Source organism: Roseobacter sp. SK209-2-6 (genome assembly GCF_000169455.1).
GTDB lineage: Bacteria > Pseudomonadota > Alphaproteobacteria > Rhodobacterales > Rhodobacteraceae > Pseudophaeobacter.
In genome coordinates this window covers 242,557-266,175 of record NZ_AAYC01000005.1, presented here as the reverse complement: position 1 = coordinate 266,175, position 23,619 = coordinate 242,557, and the positions used below count along the sequence as shown (strand labels likewise).

The following is a 23,619-nucleotide window of genomic DNA, read 5'->3' as shown; positions in this document are numbered from 1 at the left end:
TCATTGCTCCATTGTGAGGGAGTGATAGATTTCAGGCAGGGCGCGCGGCAGACGGGCTGGGTCCGGCAAGAGGGTAAAGCCTGCGCGCCCAAAGATGCGGGCAAACCAGTCCTGGCCATCCGCATCGATGACAACGCCATGCACCGCCTGGCCCAGAGCTTGGGCCTCGCGCACGGCCATGCGGCTGTCCTCGATGCCGTGCACGCCTTCGTAGTGGTCCAGATCATTGGGTTTGCCATCGGTCAAAACCAGCAAAAGCTTGCGGGCAGAGGCTTCTTCGGCAAGCTGGGCGGAGGCATGGCGAATTGCAGCGCCAAGGCGGGTATAATGTCCGGGTTTGAAGGCGCCGATCCGGGCGGTCACTCCAGGGCCCATCGGGTCCTCAAAGCTCTTGGCGCGGGTCATATAGACCCGGTCGCGGCGCAGCGAGGAAAAGCCCCAGATCGCCAGCTTGTCACCGGCGCTGGAGATGCCTGCAGAGAGAGCGGCGAGGGAATCGCGGGCGGTATCAATCACCGCGCGTTCTTTCACCACCGCTTCGGTGGAACGCGAGCAGTCCATCAACACTGCGACACTCAGGTCGCGTGCCATCGGGCGGCTGGCCTGCCAGATGCGGTCGCTGCCTTCGCGCCCGGCGGTCAGATCCACGCGGCTGGCGACCACGGCGTCTAGATCCAGGTCATTGCCATCCAGCTGGCGCGGCAGCATCACGCGACGTGGCTGCAGCGGGGCAAACTGGCGCTGGACCCGCGCCACCAGTCGGGCATCGGGTTCAAACCCTTCGGCGGGCTCCGCTTCGCTTTCCAGGATGCGGCAATGGGCTGGCATATGTTCGCCTAGGCGGTGGTTCCACTCGGGGTAGGTGAACTTGCCCGCCAGGCGTTCAAGGTCTGCATCCTGCGGTGACAGGTCCAGCGAGATCCGCAGTTTTGAGGCCGCGCGCCGCATATGCTGCGACAGGGTGATCTGCTCCTGGTCCTCGGCGGCCTTCTGGGCATTCTCATTGTCGTCGTCATCCACCATCCGGTTGAGGTTCAGACTCTCGGCCCAGGACATGATGGATTCAAACCTATGCATGATGAAACTGTCACGCCGGTCTGCCTGTTCGCGCTCCTCGCGTTTGCCCTCTTTGCGGCTGGTGACGGCCAGGCCGGGCGCGGTCTGTGGATCCACCGGATCTGCAGCGGCGCCTCTGCCACTGATGCGCTGCTCCAGACGCAGCCAGATGGGAATGGGCTGATAGGTTTTGTAGCCGCGCGGAGGGGTGCCAGCCAGGTCAGAAAAATCCGGGACGCGTTCCGGGGAGGCAAGCTGCTGCTGAATGAGGCTTTCGAGGCGGGCCTCGTATTGAGGCAATCCGCTGCGGCGGCGGTTTTGCTGTACCTCTTGGCAGAAAAGGTGAAAGGCGCTGCGCAATCCGGGGCAGGCTGCATAGACCTCCCGCAGGGCATCGAGGTTGGCGGAAATCGCTGCGAGATCCTGCGCAAAACCATCGGCCTGTGAAACTGGCATCTGGATATGTGCCGCCATGGCCGCCAGCCAGAGATAGGCCTGACGGTTTAAGGCGCGGCTTGAAAACACTTGGATCTGTGGCGGCAAACGCAGGCGCTCGCCATCAAAATCTGCCACATGCTCCATTTCTTGCGGTGTGCCGATGCGGCGCAGATGGTTGAGCCGATGGCGGGAGGCTGCAGCGGGGGCTTCGAGAATCTCGATGCCGCCCGCTCCGCCCAGCCCCTTGAACAGGAGGGTGATGCTGGCGCGCATCTCCTCCAGCGTGACCGAAGCCTCAGCATGGGTGCTTTCAGCGCCCATGCGGCTGGCCATATCATGCCAGAGATTGCCGACCGTTTCTTCCGGCTCCATCAGGTCCAAGGGGTGTATCATGGCTTTATCCGTATACGCTGGCTGCGAGGTCACGCAGGGCCTGGCAAACCTCTTCTTCGTCACTGAGAGGCGCAATAATGGCTGCTTCGAGTGCTGCATCCACGCTCATGCCCTTGGCTATCAAGGTGCCCGCATAGATCAACAGACGGGTTGAGACGCCCTCTTCCAGATCCATGCCGGAGAGTTTGCGGATATGGCCTGCAAGGCGCACTAGATTGGCTGCACGTTCCTGATCCAGTCCACTTTCGGCGGCAACAACGGCGGTTTCATCCGCAGGTGCCGGGAAATCGAAACTGGCAGAGAGAAAGCGCTGCCGGGTCGAGGGTTTCAGCTTTTTCAGAATGTTCTGGTAACCGGGGTTGTAGCTGGCCACCAGCATGAAGTTACTTGGTGCCACCAGTTCTTCGCCGGTGCGGTCGATCATCAACCTGCGCCGGTCATCGGTCAGCGGGTGCAGCACCACGGCCACATCCTTGCGCGCTTCGACCACTTCATCGAGGTAACAAATGCCGCCCTCACGCACCGCGCGGGTGAGGGGGCCATCGACCCAGACGGTCTCGCCGCCCTTTAGCAGATAGCGCCCGATCAGGTCAGCGGCAGAGAGGTCATCATGGCAGGCAACGGTGTAGAGGGGCAGCCCAAGACGGGCTGCCATATGTTCTACGAACCGCGTCTTGCCGCAGCCGGTGGGCCCCTTCAGAAGAAGGGGTAAACCGTTGTCATGGGCCATTTCAAACAGCGCGCATTCGTTTCCGGCGGGCTGATAAAAGGGCAGCTGAGGCGTATTGATCGCGTTCATTGCTTATTCTCCGGGGACTGCTGCGGAACCGGGGGAGACCACCTCACGGCGGGCAACAACCTGGCTGTAGATGAACAGAAGTGCACCGATCACAAAGACCGCACCGGAGCCTAGGCGCATCAGGTAGAAGAGACCCAGCTGTTCCTGTACATCCATGTAGTAGTCGCCAACGATGCGCTGCATGTGGGTCTGGATGGTGCCGGCAAAGGTCAAGACGAAGGTCATGAAGGCCATGCCGCCAGTCATCAGCCAGAAAGACGCCATGTTCAGAACCTGATTGTAGGGATCACGTCCACGCAGGATCGGCATCGCATAGCTGAAGATCGCCAGGTTCATCGCCACATAGGCTCCATAGAAGGCCAGGTGACCGTGGGCTGCAGTGATCTGGGTGCCATGGGTATAGTAGTTCACCCCATGCAAAGTGTGCAGGAAGCCCCAGACGCCAGCGCCAAAGAAGGCAACGGTGGATGCGCCCAGCGACCACAGAAGTGCGGCCTTGTTGGGGTGGTTCTTGCGGCCCTTCCAGACCATGACAAAGGCAAAGCACATCATCGCAAAGAATGGCGCAACCTCGAAGGTGGAGAAGATCGAGCCGATCCACTGCCAGTAACCAGGTGTGCCGATCCAATAAAAGTGGTGACCAGTCCCGAGGATGCCGGAGAAGAGCGCGGTTGCCACGATGATGTAGAGCCATTTCTCAACGACTTCACGGTCAACACCGGTGAGTTTCAGCATCAGGTAACCAAGGATGGCGGCCATCACCAGCTCCCAGGTCGCTTCGACCCAGAGGTGCACCACAAACCACCAGTACATTTTGTCGAGGGAGAGGTTGTCCGGGTTGATAAAGGCAAAGACCCAGAGCAGGCACAGGAGCCAAAGCCCCATCAACAGGATATTGGTGATCGCGGTTTTGCGGCCAGCCAGCACGGTGAGGGTGATGTTGATCAGGAAGATCACTGCCGCCACCAGGATGCCGAATTTGACCCAGAGAGGCTGCTCCAGGAACTCGCGCCCGCCATGGATGCCGACCAGGTAGGAACCAACGGCGCCCAGAGTGCCGACGACAAGAATGGCCAGCTGGATATAGGCCAGCTTGGTTGAAAACAACTCACGTTCTGATTCTTCGGGCACAAGGAAGTAGGCGGCCCCAAAGAAGCCCAGCAGGAGCCAGACGATCAGTGCATTGGTATGGAGCATCCGCACGATGTTAAAGGGCAGAAGCTCGCTGAGGAAATTGGGCGAAACATAGATCCACCCGGCTAGAAGGCCGCCCAGTACCTGAATGGCAAAGAGCGCCATGGCCACTATGAAATAGGCATAGGCCACTTTTTGTGATTGGTATTTCATTCTCTCTCTCCCTTAGCCCGCATCATTCGGAGGCCAGTTCTGAGTGTCGGTCTGATCCGCCCAACGCAGGAATTCAGACAGGGCTCGGGTCTCTTCTTCGGTCAGGTTGAATTGAGGCATCTGGCGGCGACCTTCGATGCCGGTGGGCTGGGATTTCATCCAGGCATCCAGCATTTCAAAGGCCTCTTCTGGTTCATCCAAAACGCCCCAGCGTGTCATCACATTGCCGACCTCAGGTGCAAAATAGGCACCCTCCCCATGCAGGGTGTGGCAGTTGATGCAGGAGTGGCGCTCCCAGATGTGTTTCCCTTTGACCACCTCTTCGCTCAGCTCCATTCCGGCGGTGGACTTTTCCACAATGAAGCGGTGGCTTTGCGCGGTCATGGCCACAAAAACGACGACGAAGAACAAAGAGCCTCCGTAAAAGACGTTCCTGGCCCGCGCCTTGGTTAGGAATTCAGACATATCGCGGTCCTGACTACAGTTGCGGATGTCTATGCCTAGCTTTCTCTGTCATCCGAAAAGTTGTGCAAACGCAAAGATCAGGGGGATTGCCTGTGGGTAAGTAGTGGGGAGGAGGGTTGCCCATGCAAGATTCAGATCAGGATCTTTGGAAACAGAGCCTGTCGCACTTGCTAAAGCAGAGACCCGGCTGTGCTCAGGTCTTTTGGCAAAGGGGCATGCTGTGCCCAGGCTGTCCCTTTGTGACATTCTGCGATCTGGATGATGTTTGCCGCGAATATGATCAGGATCGAGATGAGCTCACCCAGGCGATGCGACAAGCATCCGCTGAGAAATGCTGCGAAGACTGTGATGCCGCACCTCCTGTAGGCGGGCGCAAATCAGGCGCTTAGCCCTGCGCCCCGCTGAGCAGCATCAGGCGATGTGGATCTGTCACCGTAATGTGTTTGCGGGTGGAATGGACTATCCCGGATTTCTCCCAGGCAGAAAGAAGCCTGCTAACGGTGTGCAGCGTGGTGCCGGTCATCTCCGAAACATTCTGCCGGGTGATCGGGAAGGCGATTTCGATGCCTTCCTCAACCTTTCGGCCCGATTGGCTGACCAGGCGCATCAGGGCCGCGGCAACCCGCTGCTCCACGGCTTGGGTAGCAAGTTCGGTAATCCGGGTCTGCATTTCCCCCAGGCGTGAGCCCAGGGTCCTATAGCTTTCAGTGGCAAAGCCAGGGTAGTTTTGAGTGAACTGCGTCCACAGTCTGACAGGCCAGGATAGAGCGATAGACTCTGTCGCGGCCACTGCTGTTGCTGGGTAGGTATCACGCTCCAATGCAGGTGCGATGCCAAACAATTGCCCAGGAGAGATATGCAGCGCGATGATCTGCTCCCCGTCCGGTGTGGTTCGCACAACCCTCAGATACCCGTCGAGCAACAGGTAAAACCGATCCGCCTCATAGTCTTCGCGAAAGATCACAGTGTCATGATCATAGCGTTTGGATTGCGCCTGATCGAGGATCTCACGGATCTGCGGCCGCTTGAGCAGAGAGAAGGGTGGTAATCCAACCAGAAGGCTTTCATCAAGTTTGGCCAAGAGTATTCCCCATCTGGTGGACCTGCGTTCGGGATTATGTCCCAAGTTTGAGGCAGGACAAAGTGTGTCTTTTGCAAATACCCGATAGCTGGGCAGGAGAAAACACCTGCCAGTGATTGGAAGGCAAATAGCCCTTTCCATTGCAAGCCCCACCTAGTCAGAGGATCACCTGCGCGATCCCCCCTCTGAGGAGCCAAAGATGAAACCCCGCCAAGCTTTTACTGGTCCTGCCTTGTTTTCCTACGGGTTTAGGCCCTTTTTTGCAGCTACAATTCTGACCGGTCTGATCGCGGTGCCCCTGTGGGTGCTGATCTGGCAAGGTGTACTGGATTACAATGGGCCCTTTGCTGCTGTCGATTGGCATATTCACGAAATGGTCTTTGGCTATGGTAGTGCTGTTCTCGCAGGGTTTCTGTTCACGGCGGTGCCAAACTGGACCGGCCGTTTGCCGGTGCGGGGATGGCCCCTGGCGGCTCTGTTTGCACTTTGGATCCTCGGGCGCATGGTCCTTTGGACGGGTTTCGTTGGCCCCGTTGCTGCACTTTTGATTGATTGTGCTTTTTTGGTCCTGGTTGCGGCTATGATCGCACGGGAAATTGTTGCGGGGAAAAACTGGCGCAACCTCAAAGTGCTGATGCCGGTCTCCTTGTTTACCCTTGCCAACCTCTGTTTCCATCTTGAGGTGATGAGCGCGGGCATCTCTGACTATAGTCGCCGTTTGGGTATCGCGCTGCTGATTTTTCTGATCATGCTGATCGGTGGGCGTATCATTCCCAGTTTCACCCGCAACTGGCTGGTCAAAACCCGCGGTCAGGAGGCGCCACTGCCGGTACCTTTCTCACGATTCGACGGGGTCTCGCTCGCCTTCGGAGCGGCCGCTCTGTTGGCTTGGGTCTTAGCGCCGGGCAGCCTGTTTGCGGCGGTGTTGCTGATGATAGCAGGGGTGCTGCATATGGCCCGGCTCACCCGTTGGCGTGGCAGTTCTGTACTGACCTCGGCAATCTTGTTGATGCTGCATCTGGCCTATGCCTTCATCCCACTGGGGCTCTTTGTGGCTGGCTTTGCCGCCCTGGAGCTGATGGAACAGGCCGCGGCGGTTCATATCCTGGGCATTGGCGGTATTGGCGGCATGACCGTTGCGGTAATGATGCGGGCCTCAATGGGGCATACCGGGCGGGACCTGGTCGCGGGGCCGCTTCTGACACTAGCCTTTGCACTGCTTTGTGGTGCTGCTGCCCTGCGCTCTGCTGATCGCGTCTTTGAGGGGTTTGACCTCGGAGCCATTCATGGTGCTGCGGCGCTTTGGACACTGGCTTTTGCTCTGGTTTCGCTGCGGCTGCTGCCCTGGCTTGTGCAAGGAAATGCCGCAAAACGCAAAGCCAGCGCGCCACCGCAGGCACGGCCCAGCCCACAATAGTTCATTTGTTTTGTCCCTGAACTTGCCCTCTTTGCCCCAGGTAAAGAGGGCCTTTTGTTTTGCAAAAATAGTGTATTGTTCGGTTCAGAGCCAGGTTTTCACTCCTAAAGAGTGGAGATTGCCGCAGGGCTGGAGCGCGGACCTGAGGAGATTTATATTTTAGGGTTCAATATTTTAATCTTGAAATAAAACATGTTTGCTGCCTACAGTTTTAGAAAGTCTTGGCCTCTGTTGCTGTCAACCCATGCCAGGGTTCCGGTTCCAGAGGGTGAAAAGAGGCGAACAAGAGCTGGCGCATTCCGCCCAAAGCGGAAATAGTAAGCCAAGCCATAATCGCGACTAACGCGAATTCGAAGTTAAAACTGTTTTGGGAGGAAAGACATGAAAGCTCTGAAGTCACTGGCTCTGGCCACAGCGGTATCGGCTCTGGCACTTGGTGCGCAGGCTGATACCAAAATCGGCATGATCACAACCCTGTCCGGCGGCGGCGCTGGTTTGGGCGTGGATGTGCGCGACGGGTTCATGCTGGCCATCGAGGCCGCCGGACGTGATGACGTGGAAGTGGTGATCGAAGACGATCAGCGCAAGCCGGAAAGCGCAGTTCAGATTGCAGATCAGATGATCCAATCGGAAAAGGTCGATATCATGACCGGTATCATCTGGTCCAACCTGGCCATGGCGGTTGTGCCCTCGGCCACGGCGCAGGGGGTCTTTTACCTTTCCCCGAATGCCGGACCTTCGGTGCTGGCGGGCAAGCGCTGTCATCAGAATTATTTCAACGTGGCCTGGCAGAACGACAACCTGCATGAGGCGGCCGGGGCCTACGCCAATGATGCGGGTCTGAAGAACAGCTACATTCTGGCGCCGAACTACCCGGCGGGCAAGGATGCGCTGACCGGTTACAAGCGCATGTATGACGGCGGTCTGGCCGGTGAAACCTATACCAAACTGGGCCAAACCGACTATGCGGCGGAAATTGCCCAGATCCGGGCTTCGGGCGCAGACTCAGTCTATTTCTTCCTGCCCGGCGGCATGGGGATTTCTTTCCTGAAGCAATATGCCGATAGCGGCGTGGATTTGCCCGTGGTCGGCCCGGCGTTCAGCTTTGATCAGGGGATCCTGCAGGCGGTTGGCGCCGCTGCTCTCGGTGTAAAGAACACCTCGCAGTGGAACAAGGATCTGGACAATGCGGCCAATGCAACCTTCGTTTCGGCCTTCCAGGAGAAATACGGCCGCCTGCCGTCGCTCTATGCCAGCCAGGGCTATGACACCGCCAACCTGATCCTCAGCGCCTTGGACAAGGCCGATGTGAAGGATCAGGATGCCTTCCGTGCCGCACTTCAGGCGGCAGAGTTCGACTCGGTGCGTGGCGACTTCAAGTTCGGCCCGAACAATCACCCGGTGCAGAACATTTACGTGCGCGAAGTTATCCAGGAAGGCGATGTCTTCACCAATAAGATCGTGGCTACCGGCCTCAGCAACCATGCTGACGCCTATGCCGCTGAGTGCAATATGTAAGAGACCTTGAAAACCGGGGCGGGCGGCACGGCCGGCCCCGGCGCAAGGAATTCCCAAAATGTCCCTCATTCTCATTCTTGAGCAGGTCCTGAACGGTTTGCAGTTCGGGGTCATGCTCTTCCTCATGGCTGCTGGTCTGACCCTGGTCTTTGGCGTCATGGGGTTGATCAATCTGGCGCATGGCGCGCTCTATATGGTCGGCGCCTTTGCCGCTGCCGCTGTAGCCGGCGCCACAGGCTCCTTCCTCCTGGCGCTGGTGGCCAGTCTTGCCGCTGCTGCGGCGGCGGGCGCCCTAGTGGAGGTCACAGTGATCCGCCGCCTTTATGATCGCGACCACCTGGATCAGGTGCTGGCGACCTTTGCGCTGATCCTGATCTTCTCTGAAGGCACCCGCTGGGTTTTCGGCTCCTTCCCGCTATTCCTGGATGTACCGGAGTATCTCTCCGGCCCCGTAACTCTGCCGGGCGGCATCAAGTATCCGCTTTACCGCCTGACTATTATTGCCATCGGGTTGGTGGTCGGCGCCGGGCTGTTCTGGCTGATCGCCCGCACCCGCATCGGTATCCAGATCCGCGCCGGCGAAGCCGACCGTGAAATGATTGCCGCGCTGGGCGTGGATATCTCCAAGCTTTATACCCTGGTCTTTGCCCTGGGTGCGGCCCTCGCCGGGCTGGCCGGCGCCCTGGTGGGCGCCATCCAGTCGGTGCAGGTCGGCATGGGTGAGCCGGTGCTGATCTTGGCCTTTGTGGTCATCGTCATTGGCGGCATCGGCTCGATCAAGGGAGCCTTGGTGGGCGCGCTGCTGGTGGGACTGACCGATACCCTGGGCGGGGTCTTCCTGCCGCTGCTCTTTGCTCTGATGATGGAGCCTGCGACGGCCACCTCGCTGGGGGCCTCGCTGGCCTCGATGCTGATCTATATCTTGATGGCGCTGGTGCTGCTGGTACGCCCCTCGGGCCTGTTCGGAGGGAGTGCCTGATATGACACGTGAAAGACTGATCAACGCGGCTCTGCTGGCCTCCCTGCTGGGCGTGCCTTTGCTGGCCTGGCAGATGGATGAGCCATTCGTGATCACCTTGGCCACCAAGGTGGCGATCCTGGCCCTGGCCGGCGTGGGGCTCAATATCGCCCTCGGCCTCGGCGGGCTGGTGAGCCTGGGCCATGCGGCTTTCTTTGGTATTGGTGGCTACGCCATGGGCATACTTGCGGCCCATGCGCAGAACTATGAGCCGCTGTTTACCTGGCCCTTCCTCTTTGAGGGCAGCAACCAGATGCCGCTGATCTGGCTGGTTGCCGTGGTTGCAAGCGCGCTGGCGGCCCTGGTGATCGGCGCGCTGTCTTTGCGCACCTCAGGCGTCTATTTCATCATGATCACCTTGGCCTTTGGGCAGATGCTCTACTATTTCGCCATCAGCTGGTCGGCCTATGGCGGTGAGGACGGGCTGTCGATCTGGGTCAGGAACGAGATGCCTGGGCTCAACACTCTGGATCCGATTCAGTTCTTTGCCATCGCCTTTGCGGTGCTGGCAATGGCGCTCTGGTTCTCTGCCCGGCTGGCGCGCTCGCCGTTTGGTCTGGCGCTTTCAGCATCGCGGCAGACGGCAGAACGGGTCGAGACCGTGGGTCTCACCCCCTTCAAGCTGCGGCTGGTGGCCTTTGTGATCTCGGGCGCGATCACCGGCCTGGCCGGGGCGCTTTTTGCGGATCTCAACCGCTTTGTCAGCCCGACCATGCTCAGCTGGCATACCAGCGGCGAGATCATGATCTTTGTGATCCTCGGCGGGGTGGGGCGTCTCTACGCACCGCTCTTGGGCGCTGCGGTTTACATCCTGCTAGAGCATCTCTTGGGGGGCATCAGCGAATACTGGCAGATCTTCCTCGGCCTGCTGCTCTTGATCATGGTGCTCTTTGCCAAGGGCGGTCTTATCGGCCTGATTGCCGGACGGGAGGTGGCTCATGACTGATATGCCACGGGAACCAGTCCTGCGCACCGAAAGCATAAGCAAGAGCTTTGGCGCGCTGAAAGCCAGCAACAATGTCTCACTGACACTCTACCCCGGTGAGATCCACGCGCTGATCGGTCCCAACGGGGCCGGTAAATCCACCCTGATCAAGCAGATCTCCGGCGGGCTGACGCCGGATGCGGGCAGGATCGAAGTCTTGGGGCAGGATGTCACCGCCCTAGATACTGTCGCCCGCGCCCGGCTGGGGCTGGGGCGGACCTTTCAGATCTCATCTCTGGCGATGGAGTTTACGGTTCTGCAGAACGCGGTCCTGGGTGCGCTGGGGGCTAGGGGCAATGCCTTTTCCTTCTTCCGTAAAGTGATGAAGGATGCAGAGCTGCTGGCCCGGGCCGAAGAGGCATTGAAACGCGTTGGGCTTTGGCAGGATGCGGGCAAACGCACCGCCGATCTCTCTCATGGCCAGCGTCGCCAGCTGGAGGTAGCCGTTGCCCTGACTCTGAAACCACGTTTGTTCCTGATGGACGAACCCATGGCGGGCCTTGGCGCCAGCGGCTCCAAGGCGCTGACCGGTTTTCTGGATGAGCTGCGCCAAGAGGCGCCGATCCTTCTGGTGGAGCACGATATGGATGCGGTCTTTGCTCTGGCGGATCGGATTTCCGTCCTGGTCTATGGCGAGGTCATCGCCACCGGCACTGCGGATGAGATCCGGCAGGATCCGCAGGTGCGCCAGGCCTATCTGGGCGACGAGGAGGAGGCGTAATGAGCATGCTGGAAATCTCGGGGCTTCAGGCCTCTTACGGTCCATCGCAGGCGCTCTTTGGCGTCGACCTTTCCATCGGTGAGGGCCAGGTGCTGGCCCTGATGGGGCGCAACGGCATGGGCAAGACCACCACGATCAAGGCGATCTGCGGCATGGTCGTGCCTTCCAAGGGCAGCCTCAGCTTTGCAGGCGAGGATCTCAGGCGGCTTAAGTCGCATCAGATCGCGCGCCTGGGCATCGGGCTGGTGCCGGAGGGGCGGCGCTGCTTTGCGCCGCTGACGGTCGAAGAGAACCTGACGGCGGCGGCCCGGCCCGGGGATTGGGATTTTGCCCGTGTAGGACAGCTTTTTCCTCGGCTTGCCGAGCGCCGCGATCAGCTGGCCTCGTCCCTTTCGGGCGGTGAGCAGCAGATGCTGGCCATCGGGCGCGCCCTGATGACCAATCCGCGCCTCCTGATCCTAGATGAGGCCACAGAAGGTCTGGCCCCGGTGGTGCGCCAGGAGATCTGGGCCGCGATCAGCCGCCTCAAGGCGGAAACCGGCATGGCTATTCTGGTGGTGGACAAGACCCTAAGTGAGCTGCGCCAGGTGGCGGATGCGGCGGTGATCCTGAATAAGGGAGAAAACGCCTGGTCCGGCAGTATGGCGGATTTGACGCCGGAGCTGACGGACCGGTTTCTGGGGGTCTAAGACAACCGCTAGCCCGGGCAACTGCCGGGCAGAAAGCAGAAGTTGAACAGGCGGCCGTCCATGGGGCGGCCGTTTTCTTTTGAAAACCGGCGCAGCAACTGTCGGATTCGGATTTGATTTTGTCCAAAAGCGGATCGGCCCTTGCCTGACACTCCTGATCATCTCTGGGTGAGATTTATGAGGGCACAATGGCGTACTCCGGACTGAGAATCATCAAAGAGGCCTTGACCGGCCATAAGGGCTGGCGGCCTGCCTGGCGCGACCCGGCACCAAAGGCGCATTATGATATCGTCATCGTTGGCGGTGGCGGCCATGGGCTGGCGACCGCCTTTTATTTGGCCAAACGCTACCAGACCGCAAAGGTTGCGGTGGTTGAAAAAGGCTGGATCGGCGGCGGCAACGTTGGGCGCAATACCACCATTGTGCGCTCTAACTACCTGCTTGATGGCAACCAGCCCTTCTACAACCTCAGCCTCCGGATGTGGGAAGATCTGGAGCAGGAGCTGAACTACAACGCCATGGTCTCCCAGCGGGGCATTCTGAACCTGGTGCATACCGACGCCCAGCGGGACGCGGCGCGGCGGCGTGGCAATGCGATGATCTTGGCGGGGGATGACGCAGAGCTTTTGGATACAGAGGGCGTCCGTGAACTCTACCCGTTCCTCAATTTCGAGAATGCGCGCTTTCCCATCAAAGGTGGGCTGTTGCACCGGCGCGGCGGAACCGTGCGCCATGACGCGGTGGCCTGGGGCTATGCCCGTGGGGCAGACCGCCTGGGTGTCGACATCATCCAGAACTGCGAAGTCACGGATTTCCGCATCGAACAGGGCAAATGCCTAGGTGTTGAAACCACCAAGGGTTTCATCGGTGCCGGTAAGGTTGGCGTGGCGGTTGCCGGATCTTCCAGCCGGGTGATGGCCAAGGCAGGCATGCGCCTGCCAATCGAAAGCCATGTGCTGCAGGCCTTTGTTTCCGAAGGACTAAAACCGATCATCCCCGGGGTCATCACCTATGGGGCCGGGCACTTCTATTGCAGCCAGTCTGACAAGGGCGGGCTGGTCTTTGGCGGGGACATCGATATGTACAACACCTATGCGCAACGCGGGAACCTGCCTGTGATCGAAGACGTGGTCGAAAGTGGCATCTCGCTGATCCCGGCGCTGGGCCGGGTGCGTTTGCTGCGCAGCTGGGGTGGTATCATGGATATGTCGATGGATGGCTCACCCTTCATCGACCGCACCCAAGTGGACGGTCTCTATTTCAACGGCGGCTGGTGCTACGGCGGCTTTAAGGCGACGCCCGCCTCCGGTCTCTGCTTTGCACATCTCTTGGCGACCGATACCCCGCATGAGGCGGCGCAGGCCTACCGCCTCGACCGGTTTCGCACGGGCCGCATGATCGACGAAAAGGGCCAGGGCGCCCAGCCCAACCTACATTGATCCCAAGAGGAGGAAACACGCGATGATGATCGACCATCCCCTGCTGGGTCTGCGGGACGCACAGGAATTCACTTACCTCGGCGATGCCAGCCTGATCGACCGGCCCGACTGGCGGAGTGACACCGCACAAGAGGAATTTCACGACTACCTCTATCTGCGGGACAACCCGGCAGGTGAGCATCGTGAGCTGTGGTATCACGAGGCCGGAGACCGCTCCTGGCTGGTGGTTACCCGCAACATGCTCACCCATGAAATCACACAGGTAGAACTGGCCCGCGATGTGGCCCGGGCGCGGGGGCGCAGCAAATGACAGAAGTAAACCGGCTGGACGGCGGCCAGATCAACCGCGCCAAAGAGGTGAGCTTCACCTTCGACGGGCACCGCTACAAAGGCTACGAAGGCGATACCCTGGCTTCGGCCCTCCTGGCCAATGGCGAGCGCCTGATGGGCCGCTCGTTCAAGTATCACCGCCCGCGCGGGGTGCTGACTGCAGGCTCAGAGGAACCCAATGCCCTGGTCGAGCTGCGCAAAGGCGGCCGGCAAGAGCCCAATACCCGCGCCACGGTGATCGAGCTCTTCGACGGGCTCGAAGCGGCGCCGCAGAACGCCTGGCCCTCGTTGCGTTTTGACGCCATGGCGGTGAATGACCGGTTCAGCAACTTCCTGACTGCGGGCTTTTATTACAAGACCTTCATGTGGCCCAAAGCCTTCTGGGAGAAGATCTACGAGCCGATCATCCGCAAGGCGGCGGGCCTTGGCAGCATTTCCTTTGAGGAAGATCCGGACCTCTATGACAAGGGTTTCCTGCACTGTGATCTGCTGATCATTGGTTCCGGCCCCTCGGGCCTGGCTGCGGCGCTGACCGCCGGCCGCTCTGGCGCGCGGGTGATCCTGGCGGATGAGGATTTCCGCATGGGTGGGCGTCTCAATTCCGAAACATTGGCCTTGGGGGATCAATCCGGCGCCGATTGGGCGGCAGCGGCGATTGCAGAGCTGGCTGACATGCCAAATGTCCGCCTGATGTCGCGCACAACGATCGTGGGCGCCTTTGACCATGGCACCTATGGCGCGGTTGAGCGGGTGCAGGACCACGTGGCAGTGCCGCAAGAGGGCAAGCCGCGGCAGATCTTCTGGCGGATCTATTCGCGCCGGGCACTTCTTTGTGCCGGTGCGATGGAGCGCCCGATCGCCTTTGCCGACAATGACCGCCCTGGCGTAATGCTGGCCAGTGCGGTGCGCTCTTACTTGAACCGCTGGGCGGCAGCGCCTGCGCAAGAGATCGCCATCTTTACCAATAATGACGATGGCCACCGCACTGCGGCGGATCTGATTGCCAAGGGAGTAAGCGTGCCAGCCGTCATCGATGTGCGCGCCGACGCGCCCTCGGTTGCGGGCACCGAACTGCTGGCGGGTGCCGAGGTCATCGGCACCTCTGGACGCCTTGGCCTCAGCTCGGTCACCGTGCGGCTGGCTAATGGTCAGACCCGTAAGGTCAATTGCGGCGCGCTCGCGGTCTCCGGCGGCTGGAACCCCAATGTGCATCTGACCTGCCACCAGCGGGGTCGGCCGCAGTGGGACGCGGATCTGGCGGCTTTTGTGCCCGGCACCGATCTGCCGGTTGGTATGTCTGTTGCCGGTGCCGCCATGGGGCAGCTCTCGACGGCGCAGGCTCTCAGCAGCGGGGCCTGCGGAGCTGCGACCGCTTTGGAGGCAATCGGGATCACGGCTTCTGCAATTGATTTGCCCGAGGCGGAAGATGCGCCCATTTCGCTCAAACCCTTCTGGCATGTCTCCGGCGGTAAATCGCGCGCCTGGGTCGATCTGCAGAACGATGTCACTGTCAAGGACGTCAAACTGGCGCATCAGGAGAACTTTGTCTCGGTCGAGCACCTGAAGCGCTACACCACACTGGGCATGGCCACCGACCAGGGCAAGACCTCCAACATGCTGGGGCTGGCGGTGATGGCGGAGCTGACCGGAAAATCGATCCCGGAGACCGGAACCACCATCTTCCGCCCGCCCTATACGCCAGTTGCCATGGGCACCCTGGCCGGGCGCGCTACCGGCAAGCATTTCCACCCGACCCGCAAGACGCCCTCGCATCGCTGGGCCGAAGAACAGGGCGCGGTCTTTACCGAGGTTGGCGACTGGCTGCGGGCGCAGTGGTTCCCGAAAGCGGGCGAGACCCATTGGCGCCAATCGGTGGACCGCGAAGTGCTGCAGACCCGCAACTCCGTTGGTGTCTGTGATGTGACCACGCTGGGCAAGATCGATGTGCAGGGCAAGGACGCGGCTGCTTTCCTGAATAAAATGTACGCCAATGCCTTTGCCAAACTGCCGGTGGGCAAGGTCCGCTATGGCCTTATGCTGCGTGAGGATGGCATTGCCTATGACGACGGCACCGCCGCGCGCTTTGCCGAGGATCATTTCGTGGTGACCACCACCACCGCCAATGCCGTATTAGTCTACCGTAACATGGAATTTGCCCGTCAATGCCTGTTCCCTGACATGGATGTGCAGCTGATCTCAACCACCGAAGCCTGGGCGCAGTTCGCGGTGGCGGGTCCCAATGCCCGCAAGCTGTTGCAAAAGGTTGTAGACCCGGAGTTCGACCTCTCCAACGAGGGCTTTCCCTTTATGGCCTGTGGCGAAGTCACCGTGGCGGGGGGCTGCCGGGCGCGGCTGTTTAGGATCTCCTTCTCGGGGGAGCTCGCCTATGAGATTGCGGTTCCAACCCGTTATGGCGATGCGCTGGTGCGCAGGCTGATGGAGGCGGGCGAGGAATTCGGCGTGGTGCCCTATGGCACCGAAGCGCTGGGGGTCATGCGGATCGAAAAAGGTCACGCGGCGGGCAATGAGCTCAACGGTACCACTTCGGCGCTGAACCTCGGCATGGGCCGGATGGTCAGCAAAAAGAAGGACTGCATTGGCAATACCCTCAGCGAACGTGAGGGGATGAATGAAGAGGATGCTCTGAAGCTGGTCGGCTTCCGGCCGGTTAAATCGGATGAGACCATTTCTGCCGGTGCCCATCTGATGAATGCCAGCGGTGCGGTCAATGCCAAGGTTGACCAAGGCTATGTCACCTCAGCCGCCTATTCGCCGGTGCTCGAAAGCTCGATTGGCATTGGCTTTCTGAAGAATGGCGATGCTCGCAAAGGGGAGATCATCCGCGCGGTGAACCCGCTCGCAGGTCAGGAAATCCAGGTCGAAGTTGTCAGCGCCCATTTTGTAGATCCCGAAGGAGAGCGTCTCCGTGCATAGTTTGAAATCAATCACCGCACTTGCGGCTTCCTCGGCGCAGGTCGATAGCTTTGACGGCCTGACCATTCAGGAACGCGCCGATTGCGCCTTCGCCAGCCTTGCCGCCCGTCGGGGTGAAGAGGCGCAATGTGCTGCGGGTGCCCAGGCCCTGCTAGGCGCGGAGCTGCCCGCCCCCGGCAAAGGCGTTCTGGGAGAGCCATACTCCTGCTTCTGGATGGGAGCAGACCAATGGATGATCTCGGCGGGTTACGCGGCCCATGAAACTCTGGACAGTGAAGTGAAAGAAGCCGTTGGCGCCGCCGGCTCTGTAACCGAGCAAAGCGATGGCTGGTGCCGCTTTGATCTAGAGGGCGCGCGGTTGGGCGATGTTCTGGAACGTCTTTGCAATGTGGACTTGCTGGCGATGCAGGTCGGCGACGTGAGCCGCAGCCGCCTTGAGCATATGGCCTGCTTTATCTGGTGTCTGGAGCCGGGGCAGAAGGTGGCGATCTATGCGCCGCGCTCTTCTGCTGGCTCCCTGCATCACGGACTTGTTGAGGCCGCGCATTCGGTCCTCTGACTTATTGGTTAGGTCCAGGGCTTGGTTCAACTATTTTGAAGCGCTCTTTGGAAAACATGGGCACAGTGGCTGACCTTGGGAAGGTGCAAAGCGCCTTCCTGTTTTGCCGGAGGCAAACCTGCGGTTTGACGGGAAGGTCAGGCGCTCCCCGGCCCACCGGTCGGGCCGTTTAACAAATGGATCGATTCAGATGCCCTGAAAGCAGCTCTAGACGGATGGCAGGCAGCTGCCATCCGTCACCCGTAAAGAGTTCTTGGCCTCCCGGTCTTTCAGCGGGCTGATGCCGTAGAACTCCCGGTAGTGACGCTGGAAGGTTGAGGGGGAGGAATAGCCCACCATATAGGCGATGGTGGTGATTGGATCCCTTGTATAAAGCACCAGCTGGCGCGCCTCGTTCATCCGCATTTGACGGTAGTATTTCAGCGGGCTCTGGCCGGTTGCGCGTTTGAAGCTGCGCTCCAGGCTGCGGGCCGACATATTGATGGCCTCTGCAACCGCACTGATCTGGATCGGGTCTTCGATGTGTTCGGCAAAGAGTTCGATGGCCTGCGCCACCTTGGGCGGCAGCATATCCTGGCCAGCAGCATTGCCCAGAACCGGCAGTCGCTGCGGCACGCTGGAGCCGCGCACAAAGGGGTGCTGGAACCAGCAGGCGGTTTCGGTGGTGACCTCTGGCCCCAGTACCTCATCAATCATGTTCAGCATAAGGTCGAACACCGCCGTTGCGCCGGCGACGGTGATGCAGGGACCTTCGTCTTGCAGTACGGTTTGGAGGATCTCAACCTCGGGGAATTCAGCGGCAAAAGCAGCCTCGTAGCACCAGTGCACCGCCATTGCGTGCTCCTGCATCATGCCGCTGCGGGCCAAGGGGAAGACCCCTGCGCTAAAGGCGCCCAGCTTGCCACCGCCGCGCAGATGGCGCTGCAGCGCTGCATTGGCTTTTACTGGATGGGCAAAACGGCTGTCGGGTCGTGAGGCCAGGAAGATATGACTTAGCCCCTCGGCCTCTGAGAGCAGCATATCCGGTGCAAAGGCGACACCGGCGGAGGAGGGAATAGGTCCCTCTTCTTCGGCGAGGATTTTCCAGTCGAATGCGGCTTTACCAGCAATTTCATTGGCTGCGCGCAGTGGCTCAATCGCTGAGGTCAGGCAGGACATGGGGAAGCCGGGGAAAATCAGGAACCCCAGGGTCATCGGCTTGGTCATTCAGGCTTCCTCTCTTGGCGTCGGTGTTTCAAATGCGAGCTCCGCAACGGTCGAAATGATCCGCTTTTCCAGTTCGCGCGCTGCCGGTGAGGCGGGTGCCTCTGCCTTGCGCAGGAGATCTATCCGCCTGCGGGCCGCAGGGTCTGCCAGTGGAACGAAGGCCAGCCCGGATGATTCGGCCAGTCTGGCGGTCATTTCCGGCAGCAGTGTAATACCCAATCCGGCGCCGACCATGGCCAGAATCGAGGTCATGTTGTGAACATTCAGGAGGGCATCGCGATGCAGCGCCTGGGATTGCGGTGCCGCGATCTGCTCAGAGAGCGCATTGGCTATCAGCCGCTGATCTTCCAGCGCGTCCCAGGCCAATGGTTGCTGTGAACTGGCAAAAGGGTGGCCAATAGGACAAATCACCCCAAAGCCATCCGAGACCAGTTCCTGCCGGTGCAGAATGCCGGAAAACTGACCGGCGGTTGCAAGGCCGATATCAACAGTCTCGCGCGTGAGCTCTCGCAGAACGCCTGGGGAATCCATATCCCGCAGCTCGATCTGAACATTGGGGAAGTCTTTGGTGTAGCTCAATATTGCCTGCGGCAGAACAGTGGCTGCCACCGAGGGGACAGAGGCGATCCGCACGCGTCCGTGTCGCGCCTTGGCGTAGTTTTCGATGCTTTGCACTGTGCCGTCGAACTGCCGCAGCTCGCGTTCTGCTTGCTCCAGAACATAGGCGCCCAAAGCGGTGAGCTTGCTCTTGCGATCGGTTTCAAACAGCGGCTCGCCAAGATGGCCTTCCAGCTGTTTCAGCATCATCGAGACCGCCGAGGGGGTGCGCCCCAATTGCTCCCCCGCATCGCTTAGATTGCCATGGCGGGCGACCATGGCAAAACAGCGGAGCATTTCGATCTTTATTGACACTTCAGTTTTCCTGAAATTGGATTAACTAATTTGAGTTTGAATGAATGGACGTCCGGAGTCCATAGTCAGTTGCGCAATTGCATGCTGACAAAAACGGGACTTTCCACATGAGCGAACTTCAAAAGAACCTGATCGCCGGCGAATGGCTGGCTGGTGAAAGCGAGATTGAAAATCGCAATCCTTCCGACCTCTCGGACCTTGTTGGCATCTTTGCTCAGGCCAGCGCTGACCAGCTGGAAGCGACCCTGGACCAAGCGCAAGTCGCACAAGCCGAATGGGCCGCTTACGGGCTGGAACGCAAGCAGGCGGTTCTGAACGCCATCGGTAATGAGCTGATGGCACGGGCCGAGGAACTTGGTACGCTGCTCTCTCGCGAAGAAGGAAAGCCGCTGGCCGAGGGCAAGGGCGAGGTCTTCCGTGCCGGCCAATTCTTCACTTATTATGCCGCAGAATGCCTGCGCCAGCTTGGTGAGAACGCCGACTCCGTGCGCCCGGACATCGAGATCGACGTGCGCCGAGAGGCAGTCGGCACCGTTGCGATCATCTCGCCCTGGAATTTCCCGACCGCTACCGCATCCTGGAAAATCGCTCCGGCACTTTGCTATGGCAATGCGGTAGTGTGGAAACCTGCGAATATCACCCCGGCCTCTGCCGTTGCTCTGGCAGAGATCATCAACCGGCAGGACATCCCCAAAGGCCTGTTCTCCTTGGTCATGGGCTCCGGCCGTTCTATCGGCCAGCGTTTGGTGGAAAGCCCCAAGGTCAATGCCATTTCCTTCACCGGCTCGGTTCCCGTAGGCAAGGGCATCGCCGCTGCAGCGATCCAGAACCTGACCAAGGTTCAGATGGAGATGGGCTCCAAGAATGCACTGGCAGTGATGGATGACGCCGACCTGGATCTGGCTGTCACCTTGGCCCTGGGCGGCGCCTTTGGCGGCACCGGCCAGAAATGCACCGCATCTTCGCGCCTGGTGGTACATGAGGCCATCCACGACACCTTTGTCGAAAAGCTGGTTGCAGGCACCCAGGCAATGAAAGTCGGCCACGCGCTGGAAGCAGGCGTGCAGATGGGCCCGGTGGTCAGCCAGCAGCAGCTGGACGAGAACCTGGCTTATGTGGATCTGGGCCAAAGCGAAGGCGCGGAGCTCGCCTGCGGCGGCCAGCGTTTGGAGATGCCAACCGAAGGCTTCTACATGTCGCCCGGCGTGTTCCTGAGCACCTCCAACGATATGCGCATCAACCGCGAGGAAATGTTCGCGCCGCTGACCTCTGTGATCAAGGTCGGCAGCTATGATGAGGCGCTCTCGGTGGTGAATGACACCAACTTCGGCCTGACTTCCGGCATCGTGACCCAGTCGCTGGCCCGCGCCACCCACTTCCGTCGCAATGCCCGCACCGGTGTCGTGACCGTCAACCTGCCGACTGCTGGCACCGACTACCACGTGCCCTTTGGCGGGCGCGGCGATAGCTCTTACGGCCCGCGCGAGCAGGGCAAGGCGGCAGCGGAATTCTACACCACTGTCAAGACTGCCTACATCAGCGCCGGCAAACCGGTCTGAGCCAAAAGAGCTGCGTCGTAACCTAAAGATCGGCGCAAAACATGCCCCAAAACTCCCGCCCTTTCTGGGCGGGAGCACAAGCCCTCCCGAACGGGGAGGACGCGCTGGTTACACGAAATCGAGGTGCAAGAATGACCGGATACCGTATCGACTGCCTGCAATATGCCAATTGGTCGGAAAAGATCTTCCGTCAGTTGCGTGAGGGCAACGTGGACGCGATCCATGTCACCATCGCCTATCATGAGAACTTTCGTGAGACGGTCCTGAACTTCGAACAGTGGAACCGCTGGTTTGAGCAATACCCGGATCTGATCATGAAGGGGCAATGGGCCTCTGACGTTGAAAAAGCGCGCGAAACCGGCCGCACCGCAGTGTTTTTCGGGTTCCAGAACCCCTCGCCAATGGAAGACGACATCGGTCTGATCGAGATCCTGCACACCCTGGGTGCGCGCTTCATGCAGCTCACCTATAACAACCAGTCCTTGCTGGCGACCGGCTGTTACGAGGCGGAGGATCCGGGCCTCACGCGCATGGGCAAACAGGTGATCAAAGAGATGAACCGCGTGGGCCTGGTGGTGGATATGAGCCACTCTGCCGACCGGTCTACCATCGAGGCGGCTGAATTCTCCACCCGTCCGATCGCCATCACCCATGCCAACCCATATGAGTGGTCGCCGGCGCTGCGCAACAAGAAAGAGGATGTCATCCGGGCTGTGACCAGCAATGGCGGCATGCTCGGCTTTTCGGTCTATCCGCATCACCTGAAGGACAAGAGCGCCTGCACTCTTGAGAGCTTCTGCGAGATGATTGCGCGCACCGCTGACAAGTACGGGGTGGAGCACCTCGGCATTGGTACTGATCTTTGCCAGGATCAACCCGACAGCATCGTCGAATGGATGCGCGTGGGGCGCTGGACCAAGGAAATCGACTACGGCGAAGGCTCTGCTTCCGCCCCCGGTTTCCCGGACATGCCCGGCTGGTTCAAGGACAACCGCGATTTCGGCAACATCGAAGACGGTCTCAGTGCCACCGGCATGAACGGTGATGAGGTTGCCGGGATCATGGGTCGCAATTGGCACCGTTTTTTCAAGGACAATTTCGGCGCTGCGTAAGGGACGACGAGAGCCGAATTGCAAGCGGGGCCATGCCGGTCCCGTTCCCATGGGAGGGGAAAATGACTGACGTAACACAAGACAACACGAGCCAGAAAGGCGGTGTTAACAAGCCGCTCTTTCTGATCTCAGGGGGCTTTATTGCCCTATTCTGCCTGATGGCACTGGTCGACCTCGAAACCCTGTCGGCCATGGTTGATTGGGGCTTCAATTTCTCGGCGACCTATTTCGGCCTATATTGGCAGGTGCTCCTGCTGGCGACATTCCTCATTGGTTTGTTGCTCTGCGTTCTGCCCGGCGGCAGTGCCATCATGGGCGCCCTGGCGAAACCGGAGTTCACCACCTTCCAGTGGGGCTCGATGATCATGTGTACCCTGCTCGCAGGCGGTGGCGTGTTCTGGGCGGCGGGTGAGCCGATTGCCCATTTTCTCTATTCGCCGCCGCTTTACGGAGCCGAGGGCGCGACTGAGGCTGCGGTAAACCCGGCTATCGCCCAGAGCTTTATGCACTGGGGCTTCCTGGCCTGGGCCATTCTGGGCTCGCTCTCCACCGTGATGCTGATGCACTATCACTATGAAAAAGGCCTGCCGCTGGCGCCGCGCACACTGCTGTACCCCGTCTTCGGCGACAAGGCGATCAATGGCCCGATTGGTCTGATTGCCGATGCCTCCTCGATCATCGCGGTTGTGGCCGGCACCGTTGGTCCTATCGGTTTCCTCGGTCTGCAGGTAAGCTATGGCCTGTCGGACCTCTTCGGCATTCCCGATGTCTTTGCCACCCAGTTCATGGTGATTGCGGGTCTTGTGGCCATCTATACCATCTCGGCCATGACCGGGTTGTCGCGCGGCATCCAGATCCTCTCCAAGATCAATGTGATCCTGGCAGCGGTTCTCTTGCTCTTTGTCCTGCTGGCAGGTCCGACCGGGTTCATCTTCGGCTCTTTCTTCTCCGGCTTCAGCACTTATCTGGGCAACTTCTTCCAGATGGCCTTGTTCCGTGGAGATGCAGGCGTCTTTGGTGAGCCAGGCTGGCTCGGCTGGTGGACCGTGTTCTTCTGGGGCTGGTTCATGGGTTATGGCCCGCTGATGGCTATGTTCATCGCCCGCGTCTCACGCGGCCGCTCGATCCGTTCGATCATCATCATGCTGTCGATCATCGCCCCGATCGTGACCAACTTCTGGTTCACCATCATCGGTGGAACCGGCATTGCGATGGAGCTGGAGAACCCGGGTACCATCTCGGCCGCTTTCGAAGGCTTCAACCTGCCTGCGGCCCTCTTGGCGATCACCAATAACCTGCCGATGGGCTTTGTGATCTCTATCCTGTTCCTGATCCTGACCACCATCTTCGTGGCCACTACAGGTGACTCGATGAGCTATGTGATTTCTGCCACCATGAGCGATGGTGACAACCCACCCGCAGCCGTGCGTGTGTTCTGGGGCGTTGCCATGGGTGTCATGGCGGTGATCCTGATCTCGGTTGGTTCCGGCGGTGTTTCCAAGCTGCAGAGCTTTATCGTGGTCACCGCGGTGCCAGTCTCGCTCTTGCTCTTGCCCTCGCTCTGGGATGCGCTGCGCATTACCCTGGCCAAGGGCAAAGAGGGCTAAGCCCGCTTTAAAAACTCCGGCTGGGCGCTATCTG

Annotated in this window: 21 protein-coding genes; 14 read left to right on the top strand and 7 right to left on the bottom strand. The window is 59.8% G+C overall.

Going from position 1 to position 23,619, the window contains the following annotated elements:
- Genes RSK20926_RS10305 through RSK20926_RS10290 form a run of 4 tightly spaced genes read right to left on the bottom strand, consistent with a single transcriptional unit; the run spans position 1 to position 4,498 of the window.
- Positions 1 to 1,887, bottom strand: coding sequence for a nitric oxide reductase activation protein NorD (locus tag RSK20926_RS10305; RefSeq protein ID WP_008206463.1), 1,887 nt, complete (start codon positions 1,885 to 1,887; stop codon positions 1 to 3).
- A gap of 4 nt (positions 1,888 to 1,891) precedes the next feature.
- A complete protein-coding gene (locus tag RSK20926_RS10300; RefSeq protein ID WP_008206462.1) occupies positions 1,892 to 2,686 on the bottom strand; it encodes a CbbQ/NirQ/NorQ/GpvN family protein in 795 nt (264 codons plus the stop codon).
- Positions 2,687 to 2,689: 3 nt separating this feature from the next.
- Complete coding sequence (locus tag RSK20926_RS10295; protein ID WP_008206460.1) at positions 2,690 to 4,033, bottom strand: cbb3-type cytochrome c oxidase subunit I; 1,344 nt, start codon at positions 4,031 to 4,033, stop codon at positions 2,690 to 2,692.
- A gap of 12 nt (positions 4,034 to 4,045) precedes the next feature.
- Positions 4,046 to 4,498, bottom strand: a complete 453-nt coding sequence (locus RSK20926_RS10290) for a c-type cytochrome (protein WP_008206459.1) — start codon at positions 4,496 to 4,498, stop codon at positions 4,046 to 4,048.
- Between the two features lie 122 nt (positions 4,499 to 4,620).
- On the opposite strand from RSK20926_RS10290, the gene RSK20926_RS10285 reads away from it, so the two are divergent.
- A complete protein-coding gene (locus RSK20926_RS10285) occupies positions 4,621 to 4,887 on the top strand; it encodes a hypothetical protein (RefSeq protein WP_008206458.1) in 267 nt (88 codons plus the stop codon).
- Here the strand turns inward: RSK20926_RS10285 and RSK20926_RS10280 are convergent.
- Positions 4,884 to 5,579, bottom strand: coding sequence for a Crp/Fnr family transcriptional regulator (locus RSK20926_RS10280; protein WP_008206457.1), 696 nt, complete (start codon positions 5,577 to 5,579; stop codon positions 4,884 to 4,886). The genes RSK20926_RS10285 and RSK20926_RS10280 overlap by 4 nt on opposite strands.
- 199 nt (positions 5,580 to 5,778) lie before the next feature.
- Here RSK20926_RS10280 and RSK20926_RS10275 point away from each other — a divergent pair, with 199 nt between their 5' ends.
- The 10 genes from RSK20926_RS10275 (at position 5,779) to RSK20926_RS10230 (ending at position 17,189) form a co-directional block, all read left to right on the top strand.
- A complete protein-coding gene (locus RSK20926_RS10275) occupies positions 5,779 to 6,996 on the top strand; it encodes an NnrS family protein (RefSeq protein ID WP_008206455.1) in 1,218 nt (405 codons plus the stop codon).
- A 381-nt stretch (positions 6,997 to 7,377) separates the two neighbouring features.
- The gene (locus RSK20926_RS10270; RefSeq protein ID WP_008206451.1) at positions 7,378 to 8,514 is read left to right on the top strand and encodes an ABC transporter substrate-binding protein; all 1,137 of its coding nucleotides are present in this window, start codon (positions 7,378 to 7,380) and stop codon (positions 8,512 to 8,514) included.
- A gap of 58 nt (positions 8,515 to 8,572) precedes the next feature.
- The gene (locus tag RSK20926_RS10265) at positions 8,573 to 9,493 is read left to right on the top strand and encodes a branched-chain amino acid ABC transporter permease (protein ID WP_008206450.1); all 921 of its coding nucleotides are present in this window, start codon (positions 8,573 to 8,575) and stop codon (positions 9,491 to 9,493) included.
- 1 nt (position 9,494) lies between these two features.
- A complete protein-coding gene (locus tag RSK20926_RS10260; RefSeq protein WP_037254611.1) occupies positions 9,495 to 10,478 on the top strand; it encodes a branched-chain amino acid ABC transporter permease in 984 nt (327 codons plus the stop codon).
- Positions 10,471 to 11,238, top strand: coding sequence for an ABC transporter ATP-binding protein (locus RSK20926_RS10255; protein ID WP_008206448.1), 768 nt, complete (start codon positions 10,471 to 10,473; stop codon positions 11,236 to 11,238). Before RSK20926_RS10260 ends, RSK20926_RS10255 begins: the two co-directional genes overlap by 8 nt.
- Positions 11,238 to 11,927, top strand: a complete 690-nt coding sequence (locus tag RSK20926_RS10250) for an ABC transporter ATP-binding protein (RefSeq protein WP_008206447.1) — start codon at positions 11,238 to 11,240, stop codon at positions 11,925 to 11,927. The genes RSK20926_RS10255 and RSK20926_RS10250 overlap by 1 nt, the downstream gene beginning before the upstream one ends.
- A gap of 188 nt (positions 11,928 to 12,115) precedes the next feature.
- On the top strand, positions 12,116 to 13,366 hold the full coding sequence (locus RSK20926_RS10245) for a sarcosine oxidase subunit beta family protein (protein ID WP_008206446.1): 1,251 nt from the start codon (positions 12,116 to 12,118) through the stop codon (positions 13,364 to 13,366).
- A 22-nt stretch (positions 13,367 to 13,388) separates the two neighbouring features.
- Positions 13,389 to 13,676, top strand: a complete 288-nt coding sequence (locus tag RSK20926_RS10240; protein WP_008206445.1) for a sarcosine oxidase subunit delta — start codon at positions 13,389 to 13,391, stop codon at positions 13,674 to 13,676.
- On the top strand, positions 13,673 to 16,630 hold the full coding sequence (locus RSK20926_RS10235) for a sarcosine oxidase subunit alpha family protein (protein WP_008206444.1): 2,958 nt from the start codon (positions 13,673 to 13,675) through the stop codon (positions 16,628 to 16,630). Before RSK20926_RS10240 ends, RSK20926_RS10235 begins: the two co-directional genes overlap by 4 nt.
- On the top strand, positions 16,623 to 17,189 hold the full coding sequence (locus tag RSK20926_RS10230) for a sarcosine oxidase subunit gamma (RefSeq protein ID WP_037254609.1): 567 nt from the start codon (positions 16,623 to 16,625) through the stop codon (positions 17,187 to 17,189). Before RSK20926_RS10235 ends, RSK20926_RS10230 begins: the two co-directional genes overlap by 8 nt.
- A 207-nt stretch (positions 17,190 to 17,396) precedes the next feature.
- On the opposite strand, the gene RSK20926_RS10225 is transcribed toward RSK20926_RS10230, so the two are convergent.
- Entirely contained in the window at positions 17,397 to 18,395 is a 999-nt protein-coding gene (locus tag RSK20926_RS10225; RefSeq protein WP_008206440.1) for a GlxA family transcriptional regulator, read from the bottom strand.
- Entirely contained in the window at positions 18,396 to 19,307 is a 912-nt protein-coding gene (locus RSK20926_RS10220) for a LysR family transcriptional regulator (protein WP_037254607.1), read from the bottom strand.
- Positions 19,308 to 19,414: 107 nt separating this feature from the next.
- On the opposite strand from RSK20926_RS10220, the gene RSK20926_RS10215 reads away from it, so the two are divergent.
- The 3 genes from RSK20926_RS10215 to RSK20926_RS10205 all read left to right on the top strand — a co-directional run bounded on the left by RSK20926_RS10215 (position 19,415) and on the right by RSK20926_RS10205 (position 23,585).
- Entirely contained in the window at positions 19,415 to 20,866 is a 1,452-nt protein-coding gene (locus tag RSK20926_RS10215; protein WP_008206438.1) for an aldehyde dehydrogenase family protein, read from the top strand.
- A gap of 131 nt (positions 20,867 to 20,997) precedes the next feature.
- Entirely contained in the window at positions 20,998 to 21,978 is a 981-nt protein-coding gene (locus RSK20926_RS10210; protein WP_008206437.1) for a membrane dipeptidase, read from the top strand.
- 62 nt (positions 21,979 to 22,040) lie between these two features.
- Entirely contained in the window at positions 22,041 to 23,585 is a 1,545-nt protein-coding gene (locus RSK20926_RS10205; RefSeq protein ID WP_008206436.1) for a BCCT family transporter, read from the top strand.
- The last annotated feature ends 34 nt before the right edge of the window (positions 23,586 to 23,619 follow it).

Coding starts and splice junctions, on each gene's coding strand:
- RSK20926_RS10250 (WP_008206447.1), top strand. CDS start 11,238: ATGAGCATGCTGGAAATCTCGGGGCTTCAGGCCTCTTACGGTCCATCG.
- RSK20926_RS10275 (WP_008206455.1), top strand. CDS start 5,779: ATGAAACCCCGCCAAGCTTTTACTGGTCCTGCCTTGTTTTCCTACGGG.
- RSK20926_RS10290 (WP_008206459.1), bottom strand. CDS start 4,498: ATGTCTGAATTCCTAACCAAGGCGCGGGCCAGGAACGTCTTTTACGGA.
- RSK20926_RS10300 (WP_008206462.1), bottom strand. CDS start 2,686: ATGAACGCGATCAATACGCCTCAGCTGCCCTTTTATCAGCCCGCCGGA.
- RSK20926_RS10205 (WP_008206436.1), top strand. CDS start 22,041: ATGACTGACGTAACACAAGACAACACGAGCCAGAAAGGCGGTGTTAAC.
- RSK20926_RS10285 (WP_008206458.1), top strand. CDS start 4,621: ATGCAAGATTCAGATCAGGATCTTTGGAAACAGAGCCTGTCGCACTTG.
- RSK20926_RS10235 (WP_008206444.1), top strand. CDS start 13,673: ATGACAGAAGTAAACCGGCTGGACGGCGGCCAGATCAACCGCGCCAAA.
- RSK20926_RS10245 (WP_008206446.1), top strand. CDS start 12,116: ATGGCGTACTCCGGACTGAGAATCATCAAAGAGGCCTTGACCGGCCAT.
- RSK20926_RS10295 (WP_008206460.1), bottom strand. CDS start 4,033: ATGAAATACCAATCACAAAAAGTGGCCTATGCCTATTTCATAGTGGCC.
- RSK20926_RS10255 (WP_008206448.1), top strand. CDS start 10,471: ATGACTGATATGCCACGGGAACCAGTCCTGCGCACCGAAAGCATAAGC.
- RSK20926_RS10240 (WP_008206445.1), top strand. CDS start 13,389: ATGATGATCGACCATCCCCTGCTGGGTCTGCGGGACGCACAGGAATTC.
- RSK20926_RS10265 (WP_008206450.1), top strand. CDS start 8,573: ATGTCCCTCATTCTCATTCTTGAGCAGGTCCTGAACGGTTTGCAGTTC.
- RSK20926_RS10215 (WP_008206438.1), top strand. CDS start 19,415: ATGAGCGAACTTCAAAAGAACCTGATCGCCGGCGAATGGCTGGCTGGT.
- RSK20926_RS10305 (WP_008206463.1), bottom strand. CDS start 1,887: ATGATACACCCCTTGGACCTGATGGAGCCGGAAGAAACGGTCGGCAAT.
- RSK20926_RS10260 (WP_037254611.1), top strand. CDS start 9,495: ATGACACGTGAAAGACTGATCAACGCGGCTCTGCTGGCCTCCCTGCTG.
- RSK20926_RS10225 (WP_008206440.1), bottom strand. CDS start 18,395: ATGACCAAGCCGATGACCCTGGGGTTCCTGATTTTCCCCGGCTTCCCC.
- RSK20926_RS10210 (WP_008206437.1), top strand. CDS start 20,998: ATGACCGGATACCGTATCGACTGCCTGCAATATGCCAATTGGTCGGAA.
- RSK20926_RS10270 (WP_008206451.1), top strand. CDS start 7,378: ATGAAAGCTCTGAAGTCACTGGCTCTGGCCACAGCGGTATCGGCTCTG.